Raw genomic sequence first — 10210 nt, forward strand, 5'->3', positions numbered from 1 at the left:
ATAAACATGAGCGGTTTAGCGGTGGCGTACGGTCAGCCGAATCGTGAAAAATTAGAGGCCATGTTCAATAGAATAGCGCATCGAGGCCCCCACGTTTTTGGAATCTGGGCGCACAAACGCATTATCATGGCTCAAAACCATCTTAACGCAGATGTTGCCCCCGGTCAAAACGGAGGTCAAATTCCCTTCACTAACTCCCAAAACGGAAATTTGCGGATTTGTTTCGATGGGCAAATCGGCAACCGGGAAACGTTGGTCAAAAAACATCTTCTTACTGATGAACTTTTCAGAGAAGATGAACTACTGCTTCACCTGTATCAACAGCACGGTGGTGAAATGTTTCAATACCTGGATGACGCTATCTTTGCCCTGGTGATTTCCGATGGCGAAGAATTATTTGCTGCCAGAGATTTATTGGGTATCAAAACACTTTTTTACGGTCGCCACAACAGTACGCTTTACCTGGCCTCCGAGCTAAAAAGTATCCTGGCTGTCACCCATACGGTTTATGAATTTCCAGCCGGTCATTATATGGATAGCCAGGGTCGGTTGACTCCTTTTGGCGACTTGCCGCGCACCCCGCCAGAGATTATGCAGATAGACCCGGACCAGATGGCGGCGGACGTGCGAGACATTATTCAGCGCAGTCTCCGCCAGCGGGTAGATTTTGTTCATCCAACCGGCGCGCTTCTGAGTGGGGGCATGGACAGCAGCGTGATTGCCTATTTGGCCAGCAAACTCTACCAACAGAAATTTGGGCCGCAAGCGAAATTAAAAACCTTTGCCATCGGGGTGGGTGAAAGCAGCGATATTCACAGCGCGCGGATAATGGCTGAACATATCAACTCTGATCATCATGAATTGATAGTGAACCTGGAGCAGGTTCTGGACGTGCTGCCTGAAGTTATTTACTATCTGGAGTCTTTTGACCCGTCGCTGGTGAGAAGTGCGGTGTCTAACTTTCTCATTTCGCAATACGCTCAGGCAGAGGGCATGGCGGTTCTGCTTTCCGGCGAGGGCGGCGACGAAATATTTGGCGGCTATGTCCATCTCAAAACCGTTCCGCCCAAAGAACTTTTTACGCGACAGGTAGAGTGTCTCAGTTTGTTGCACAACAACGCTTCTTTAAGATTGGATCGCATGAATCAATGTCACTCGGTGCGGGTGGTTGCGCCCCTGATTTCCGGCGAACTGCTTGATTATGCCTTGCGTATCCCGGCCGAATATAAAGTCAGGCCCAATGGCGAACAGAAAATTGAAAAATGGCTCTTTAGAAAAGCATTTGCAGAGCTATTGCCAGAAGCCATTACCTGGCGTCTCAAGCAGGAGTTTTCGCAGGGCAGCGGCTCGGCGGGCCTGCTCCCGGCTCACTTTGAAAAAGTTATCAGCGATGAAGCATTTACCCAGGCGCAAGAAAAATATCCCCTCATTCGCAGCAAAGAAGAGCTTTATTACTTTCAAATTTTTGTGGAGCATTTTGGAGACGGCCTGGCCGTAGATACGGTTGGCCAATGGCTTGCAATATGAATGGATTTTGGGATTAGGCAGGAGAGATAAGTCCCTCTGGCGACCGGTTTGATTTTATTCGATAAGGTGTTACAATAACCTGACGGAGAGATAAGGTAATCATGGAAAATAAAAAATTTTTACAGAAAATTGAGACGATGCGCGGTGAAGGCAATCCAATAGATTTACATGGAGTCGATTTGAGTCAGGCCGATCTGAATGGCGTTGACCTGAGTGAAATCAACTTAACCGGGGCCACCCTGAGCGGAGCCGAACTGATGGGGGCCAACCTGATGGGGGCTAACTTAAGTAAGGCTAACCTGAGCGGGGCCAAATTGAATGGGGCCAAACTGAATGGGGCTAACTTGAGTAAGGCCAACCTGAGTAGCGCGCATTTAAAATGGGTTGACCTCAGTGAAGCGAACCTGGACCAGGCCGATTTGAGCGAAGTGAATTTGCACAAGGCCAATCTGAGCGAAACCGACTTAATAAACGCCAATCTGAGGGGGGCCGATCTGAATGAGGCTGATTTGAGCCAGGCCAATCTCATGCGAGCTAACCTGAGTGGGGCCAACTTGAGCGGAGCTAATTTGAACAGGTGTAACCTGAGCGTGGTTGACCTGAGTGAGACAAACTTGAGTCAGGCCGACTTGAGCGGCTCCAGCCTGGCCTGGACTACCCTGAATGGGGCAGACCTGAACCAGACCGATTTGAGCGGCTCCAATCTAAATTGGGCCACCTTAAACGAGGTTGATTTGCAGGAGGTTGATCTGAGTAAGGCCATCTACAATGACCAGACAGAATGGCCCGACGATTTCAGCGACCAAAGTCACGGGGCTATCCTCATCCAAAAACCTCAATAGAGATTGGGCAGGCTAGAGTGAGGCCAGGTACTGCTCTATCTTAGTTACCATTGTCGCCGGGAGCGGCGCAGGCTGGTGATTGGCTAAAATATCTTTGACCACATCGGTTAATAAATCAGGTAAGTTTTTTTCAAGATTAGCCCCTCGTTCAAAATATTTTGGCGGTATCCACAAAGCCTGCCGGAAATGCTGATAGGTATGCGGGTGAGCCGGGTAATTATCCGCGCTGCCCCTTTCTCTGGCGACATCATCAATCACCGGCCCGGCCAGACTCTCTTCGGTGAGGTCAAGCGGCCTGAGCAACTTTCTGGCCCGCTCCACCATCATTTGGGTTAAAACCAGCATGCGCGGGTCGTACAGGTAGCCCCGTTTTAGATAGCCCATATCATGAACCAGAGTTGCGCCTGTTTGCAGGGCCAGCAAGATGCTTTCATAAGCTTCCATCCCCGCCTGAAAATTGGGTTCAACCGCATCGCTGCCCCCGGCAAAGCCCCAATTGGGTAAACCGTAAAATTGGCCCAGCCCGGCGTACATAGCCACCGTGCGCGCCCATTCCGGCGCGCCGTAACACACGGCAAACGTGCGCATATCCATAGCGGAAGAATTGGCCCCGCTCACTAACCGGGCGTGTTCGTTTTTAAGCGTGGCCACCACCATGCCCGCCAAAAATTCCGCATTGCCCTGATTGACCGCCCCTTCGCTGGTGATGGGCGCGGTAGCCCCGCTGTTTGCGCCGGCGGCATACAGGCAGGGATATTCCCTTTCCGCCAAAAACAACAATTTATCCGTCACATCCTCAACCATCCGCAGGGGGGAAAGCGGTTCGATATAAGCCACAATACTTGGTTTTTCTCTCAATTGCTCTTCGCCGCCGGCCACCATGGCCGCCAGGTGATAGGTTTGGACCACGTCTTCAAGCGAGGCAAAAGTGGCCACCGTGGGTTTGGCCGTATGCCGGATCATTTCAGCGTACACGGTAGGATAAAGGTGCTCAAGGTCTTGTGGCAGGGCCATGGTCATCATAAAATCAAAACCTACGGCGTCGGCCACGGTAACATTTGTGGCCACGTCGGCCAGGGTTGCGGCTCTAAATTCGCCTGTCTCCATATCTCTGATTTCCAGCGCATCCGACCCCGGCCCAAAACTTGTTTGGCCATGTTTTAAAATAATTGATGGCTCGCCATCTCTGGTGAAGAGTTGTATCTCTTCCGAAGAGGCCCGCGCCTTTTCCAGCGCCGCCTCAACCATGTGCGGGAAGATTAAAATGCGACCCTCATCATCCTGGCTTGCGCCGGCCGCCAGCAATAGCTCCGCCGCTTCCTGATGTTCCACTTTAACGCCGGTGTGCTGCAGCACGGCTAACGAAGCGGCGTGAAGCCTGGCCGCTTCTGGGGGGCTTAAATAGGGAGTGAATGTCATTTGTCTTTCTCCTTTATAAAGATAGTAAACAATAAGCAGTGACACCCTGACCACTGATTATAGGGAAGCAAGGTATCGCTCTATTTGTGCCGTCATCGCGGGAGAGAGGGGCGCGGGCGTATGATTGGCCAATATCTCTTTTACCTCATCGGTTAACAAATCCGGTAAATCTCTTTCATGGTCAAGCCCTCGTTCAAAATATTTTGGCGCAGCCCACAAAACATGGCTAAAATGCTGATAGGTGTGGGGATGGGCCGGATAGTTATCCACGCCGTCCTTTTCTCTGGCTACATCATTAATGACCCGTCCGGCCAAACCCTCTTCGGTCAAATCGAACGACTTGAGCAAGCTTCTGGCCCGCTCAACCATCATTTGGCTTAAAACCAGCATCCGGGCGTCATAAAGATAACCCCGTTTTAGATAGCCCATATCGTGTACCAGGGTCGACTCTGTTTGCAGGGCCAGCAGGATGCTTTCATAGGCTTCCAGCCCGGCCTGAAAATTGGGTTCAACCGCGTCGCTGCCCCCGGCAAAGCCCCAACTGGGCAAATTATAAAATTTCCCCAACCCGGCATACAGGGCCACCGTGCGCGCCCATTCCGGCGCGCCGTAACACACCGCCGACGTCCGCATATCCATGGCCGAAGAATTGGCCCCACTGACCAACCGCGCCCCCTCATTCTTTAAGGTGGCTACCACCAGGCCTGCCAAAAATTCCGCGTTGCCCTGATTGACCGCCCCTTCGATGGTGATGGGCGCGGTGGCGCCGCAATTGGCGCCGGCGGCAAACAGGCAGGGATACCCCTTTTCCGCCAAAAATAGCAATTTGGTGGTGCCCTCTCTATCCAGATAGAGGGGAGAGATGGGGTCAACGTATCCCAGGAGAGTTGGTTTTTGGCGCAGGCATTTTTCGCCCCCGGCCACCAGCGCGGCGATGTGGTAGGTTTGGGTCAGGGCTTTAAACGAAGCAAACGTGACCACGGTGGGTTTACGGGTATGCCGGATCATGTAAAAATACACGGTGGGGTAAACGTGGTCAATATCCCTGGGCAGGGCCATGCTCATCATAAAATCAAAACCCAGGGCATCGGCGATGGTGACATTGGCGGCCACGTCGGCCAGCGTTGCGGCTCTAAATTCGCCGGTATCAAGGTCTCTAATTTCCAGCGCATCCGACCCCGGCCCAAAATAGGTTTCTCCATTTTTTAACAAAATCGCCGGTTCGCCATCCCGCGTAAACAGTTGAATCTTTGCCGACGATGCCCGCGCTTTTTCCAACGCTTCCTCAACCATCAAGGCGGGGATAAGCAGACGACCCTCATCATCTTTGCTTGCGCCGGCGTCCAGCAACAGGGCGATGGCTTCTTCATGGTCTACCTTAACCCCCGTGCGGGCCAAAACCTTTAACGAAGCGGCATGAATTTTTGCGGCCTCTTTTTGCGTTAAATGAGGGGTGAATATCATTTTGGCCTGCGTTTATTCAGCGGGCAACACTGCCCAACCTGGCCGAGATTTCGTTGGCAATTTGTTGCACCGGCGCTATTAGCGGTTCAATTTTACCCGGCCCAATGCGATAGGTGGGGCCGGATACCGTTACCGCGGCCACAACTCGCTCGCTGTGGTCAAAAATGGGCGCAGCTACCGCGCTCAGGTCGGTTTGATGCTCCTCGTGGGTTATCGCGTAACCTTGCGCGTAAATTTTTGCCAGGGCTTGCCTCAACACGTCAAAATCAATAATCGTCTTGTCGGTAAAGCGGGTTAACGGATTTGGTAAAATTTGTTGTTGCGCTTCGGGGGGCAAATAGGCCAGCAAAACCTTACCGGCTGCTGTACAATGGCACGGCGTGCGGCGGCCAATCCGGCCTACGTAACGGATGGGTCTGGGGCTGGCAGCGCCATCAATGTTCATACACTCATTGCCGCTCAATACTACAATGTTGACCGTCTCCTGGGTTACTTCGGCCAATTGGCTCAAATAGGGCGCGGCCACCTCTCGCAGGTCAATCTGCTCCAGCGCAATGCCGGCCAGCGTGACCAACTGCAACCCCAAACGGTATTTTTCAGTTACGGGATTTTTTTCCACAAACCCTTCTTGCTCCAGGGTTGAAAGCAGCCGGGAGACCGTGCTCTTGTGCAGGGCCAGTTGTTTGCTGATATGCGTCACGCCCAATTCCGTATCCTCCCTGGTAAAGCACCGCAGAATAGCCAGGGCGCGCTGCACCGATTGAATAGTAGCGTGAGGGGATTGTTTGGGTAGAGACGACACGATTGCCTCTTTTCGTGGTGGCGCAAACACTGAGGATGGATAATTAATTTTACCTCGTGGTCTCAACTTTGACAACATCACACAACAGGGCTTTGTACACCGGAAAGCCGGAGAGAGGGTCGCGATTGTCAAAATCGGTCAACTCATTGACGTTGGCCTGTTGCCAGGCCAGCGGCCCCAGCGGGCCGCCTCCGCCCATGTTCGCTTCCACCACGCCCGGTACAATGTCTTCGGTAACGCGGGCGCGAAACGTCACCCGGCCGCGCGGCGAAATGACAAATACTTCATCTCCATCGGCAATGCCGCGTTTTTGGGCGTCCTGCCGGTGAAGGTGGACCAGCGGTTCCGGTTGCCGGGCCACCAGCGAGGGAATGTTGTGATGTTGCGAGCGGAAGGCAAATTGCGTGCGCGCCCCGGAGTTAAAAACCAGGGGATAGTGTTGGGCCAGGGCCGGGGCTGCCAGCGGCCCTTCAACCGGCTCGGTGTAGACCGGCAGCGGCTCGTAGCCGTGTTGGCGCAACCATTCGGAAGTTATTTCAAACTTTCCGGTGGGTGTATTAAAACCGGGCCGGCCGTCGTCGCGGAGCTGGCCGGTTTCATACTTGCGATAGGTCATTAGCGGACGAGGATAGGATATGCCTTCCGGGTGGGCGCGAAGTTGAGCCAGAGTGACCCCGGTATTGCGCAGCATATATTCTACCATTTCTGTTTCGGTTTGGGGCCAGCGGTCGCCATAACCCAGGCGTTGGGCCAACTCTGCGAAAATGAGATAATCATTCCGGGCCTCGCCCAGCGGTTCAATGACTCGCTGGCGCAGTTGGAGGTAGCCGTCATAAATCATCACCGATTCCATTTCAAACATAGTGGTCGCGGGCAGCAGCAGGTGAGCATACAATCCATCGGCGGTGGGGAAGCGGTTGATGACCACCAGAAAGTCAAGCGCGGCCAGGGCTTGCCGCCACAAGTCGGGATTGGGCCACGAGGTAATCAACGAAGCGCCACTGATAATCAGCGCCCGCAGGGGATAAGGTTTGTTTTCCAGGATGGCCCGGGGCAGCAGGGCGGCGTGGGCTTCCTGGCGGGTTTCGTAGTAAAGGGGATACTCGTCGGCCCCAATGGGCTTGGGCGCATCTTCCGGCGAAGGCGGATCGGTTAGCAAACGATTAAGCTGCAAGCGGTTACGCATTTTGAATAATTTGCCGCCGGGCACGTCCAGATGGCCGGCCAGGGCCTGCAAAATCCACAGGGCGCGAATGGCCTGCACCCCACTGTTGGAATACTCCAGCCCGCTGTAGGTTAAAATAGAACAGCCTTGCGCCTGCGCCAGGGCTACGGCTAAATCAACCATACGCTCGGCCGGAACGCCGGTAATCTGTTCGACCCGTGCCGGGCTAAAATTTTGCACATAGGCCCGCAGCGCGTCAAAGCCGTGGGTCCAGCTTTCAACAAAGTGATGGTCGTAAAGATTTTTTTTGAGCAAAACGTGGATGACCCCCAGGGCCAGCGCGCCGTCGGTGCCCGGCCGGACGCCGACCCATTCCGCATCAAGCGCCCGGGCTGATTCGCTGCGGCGATGGTCAATCACAATCACGCGCGCCCCTCGTTTTTGGGCCATTCTGATGCGGCGCACGTTAATGGGCGGGGAGTCGGTGGCCGGATTTTCGCCCCACACCAAAATTAAATCGGCGTGGTCAATATCTTCTTCAACGTTGCGGATGTAATCGCCAAAACAGGCCCGCGACGCCAGCATGCCATACGAGGCGTAACACAACGACCCCACCCCGGTGGTATTGGGCGAGCCAAAGGGAAACAGCACCGCATTGGCCGACGACTCGGCGGTGCCGTTGGGGGCAAACATTTCGTTAAGGCCAAATTCAAAATTACCCCGGCCCGTGTAAATGCAAATAGCCTCCGGCCCGTATTTCCGGGCAATTTGTTGCAGGTTATCAACAATCTGCGTATACGCCTCGCCCCAGGTGATACGCTCAAAGTTACGGCGCGTTTTGTTTCGTCGCTGCGGGTAGAGCAGTCTATCTTTGGAATAAACAATTTCCCCGGCCCGCATCCCGCGCGGGCAAACAATGCCCTGGGGATGATTTTTTAATGGCGATAGGCGTTCAATTCGACCATCCACCAGGTGGATATTAACGCCACAGCCCGCCGGGCAAATGCCGCACATGCCGGGCACAATTTGAACTTGTTTAGCATTTGAGATTTTTTTAGAAATTGTTGCTTGTTGTTGCATGCCAACCTATCTACAACCACCGTTCTATAATTTCAAAATAGCCTCAATTTCGCTTTCAACCGAAGCCGGTAAAGCATCAGGGCAGTGCTCATCCATCAACGCAATCGTTTTATCGCGCAAGGCTACATTGATATCGTTTGCTCCCTGTTTTTCCCAGGCGTCCAGGCGCTGGCGATTAAAGAGTTGGGGCAGCCATAATTCGCGCCAGTGGGCAAAGGTATGGTCGTGATTGATAAATTGCCCGCCTGGCCCCACCTCATTAATCACCTCAACGGCCAGGGCTTCATCATCAAGACTCACGCCGGCCGCAAACGACCGGGTCATAGAGATGATTTCATTGGTCAACACCATCATTTCCGGCGAGCCGGTCAGCCCGCTTTCCAGATAGCCAACATCGTGGTTGAGATTGGTTTTGGCCAGCAAGGCCACCAGCACCGCAAATTGGGCGTCGGCCGCGGCCTGGGCGTCAACCACTTTGCTATCGCTGTGGCCGGCATAGCCCCACACCGGCAGGCCGTAAAAGCGGCCCATCTCGGCGGCCATCACCCGGGCCAGTTGAAACTCCGGCGCGCCGTACACGCTGACCATCTCTTTCATATCCATGTGATGCACGCCGTGGCCGTACAGAAACGGCGCGCCGGGATTTTTGAGTTGGTGCATCACCAGCCCGCTCAACATTTCGGCGTTGCCCAGGGCCACGGCTCCGGCCAATGTAACCGGCGCGGTGCCGCCCATCATCGGCGCGGGCGAGTGAGTCACCGGAATACGATATTCGGCGCAAAAGAGCAATTTTTCGGCGGCGGTGCGTGAATGTTGCAACGGCGTGGAGGGTTCAGCATAGAGCAAAAGCGTGGGGTATTGACTGAATTGGGCCATCCCCCCGGCAGCCGCCGCAGCCATGGCCGCAATGGCTTCAATGTCGGCCAGGTTATCACATACAAAAACAATGGGCTTGGTGGCGTGCCGCAGCATGGCGGCAAATTGGTGGCGATAGTGACGCTCGCCGGGCACATCGCGGGGAATGCCCACCGACATAACAAAATTTATTTCTGGCAGCGCGTCACACAACCGGGCGCAATCCGCAATATCGGCCACCTGAAAATCGCGGCGCTGGCCGGTGCGGGGGTCAAGATAGTGCAGCGTATCTGAGCCGGGGCCAAAATAGGCAGCCTCACCATCCAGCTTGATTGCGACCTCGGTGGTGCCGCGCCGGTAAAGGTTAAAACTCCCCGGCGCCGTGGCCAGCGCGTGTTCAACCAGCGAGGGGGGAATTTTGACCAGATTATCCGTGATTACGGCCCCGGCCCGACGCAACAGGTCAAGCCCGGTCTCGCTATGAACTTTTACGCCTGTATTTTTTAAGATGTGGCACGAGGCCTGATGAAGCCGTAAACAATTTTCCCGGTTTAACATGGTTAAGCGGGGATAAGTCCGAAGGTTCATGTCGCTTTGCTCTCCTGGTATTTAGTTTTGTTTGACTTGGTCTGCTTACCGAACGGTTAAGGCAGGCGGGTCGGCATATTTAAAATACCCATTTGGTCAGAGGATGGATGCAAAAAATTGACCAATTTGGGCGCAATGGCAATCAACTATTGGAGGGTACCATCTTTTGTTTCATAATACGCAACTATGTTCCCATAATCAACTATTTATATTATACACCTGTTTTGATACGTCGTCAATAGAATTTTGATTGGATTCAAGTTATCAATCGTTGAGTCTCTTTTGATGATTTATTAATCGCCGTCTAACTTGGGAATACAGAAATCTATGTTATACTCGGCGGCATCAAAATTTAGGGCAGTGTTGCCGGACAAAAATAGTTATGGTTCTTCCAGAATTTCCGTGGTGTAGGGGCAGGTCTTGTGCCTGCCCAGGGCGACCACAAGGATTCGCCCCTACATATTGGGG

7 protein-coding genes are annotated in these 10210 nt (G+C 53.6%); 2 read left to right on the forward strand and 5 right to left on the reverse strand.

What is annotated here, in order from left to right:
* Positions 1-1527: hypothetical protein (locus tag JW953_09470; protein MBN1992924.1), on the forward strand; the 1527-nt coding region annotated here is incomplete at its 5' end.
* A 101-nt stretch (positions 1528-1628) separates the two neighbouring features.
* Entirely contained in the window at positions 1629-2369 is a 741-nt protein-coding gene (locus JW953_09475; protein MBN1992925.1) for a pentapeptide repeat-containing protein, read from the forward strand.
* A gap of 12 nt (positions 2370-2381) precedes the next feature.
* Here JW953_09475 and JW953_09480 read toward each other — a convergent pair whose 3' ends face one another.
* The 5 genes from JW953_09480 to JW953_09500 are packed head-to-tail and all read right to left on the reverse strand — an operon-like array spanning position 2382 to position 9742.
* Positions 2382-3788, reverse strand: a complete 1407-nt coding sequence (locus JW953_09480) for a trimethylamine methyltransferase family protein (GenBank protein ID MBN1992926.1) — start codon at positions 3786-3788, stop codon at positions 2382-2384.
* Between the two features lie 57 nt (positions 3789-3845).
* Positions 3846-5252 (reverse strand): trimethylamine methyltransferase family protein, encoded by a 1407-nt coding sequence (locus JW953_09485; protein ID MBN1992927.1) that lies wholly within the window; start codon positions 5250-5252, stop codon positions 3846-3848.
* Between the two features lie 16 nt (positions 5253-5268).
* The gene (locus tag JW953_09490) at positions 5269-6054 is read right to left on the reverse strand and encodes an IclR family transcriptional regulator (GenBank protein ID MBN1992928.1); all 786 of its coding nucleotides are present in this window, start codon (positions 6052-6054) and stop codon (positions 5269-5271) included.
* Positions 6055-6103: 49 nt separating this feature from the next.
* Positions 6104-8299, reverse strand: coding sequence for a molybdopterin-dependent oxidoreductase (locus tag JW953_09495; protein ID MBN1992929.1), 2196 nt, complete (start codon positions 8297-8299; stop codon positions 6104-6106).
* Between the two features lie 24 nt (positions 8300-8323).
* Positions 8324-9742, reverse strand: a complete 1419-nt coding sequence (locus JW953_09500; GenBank protein MBN1992930.1) for a trimethylamine methyltransferase family protein — start codon at positions 9740-9742, stop codon at positions 8324-8326.
* Positions 9743-10210: the final 468 nt, after the last annotated feature.

The organism is Anaerolineae bacterium, from assembly GCA_016931895.1.
Lineage (GTDB): Bacteria > Chloroflexota > Anaerolineae > 4572-78 > J111 > JAFGNV01.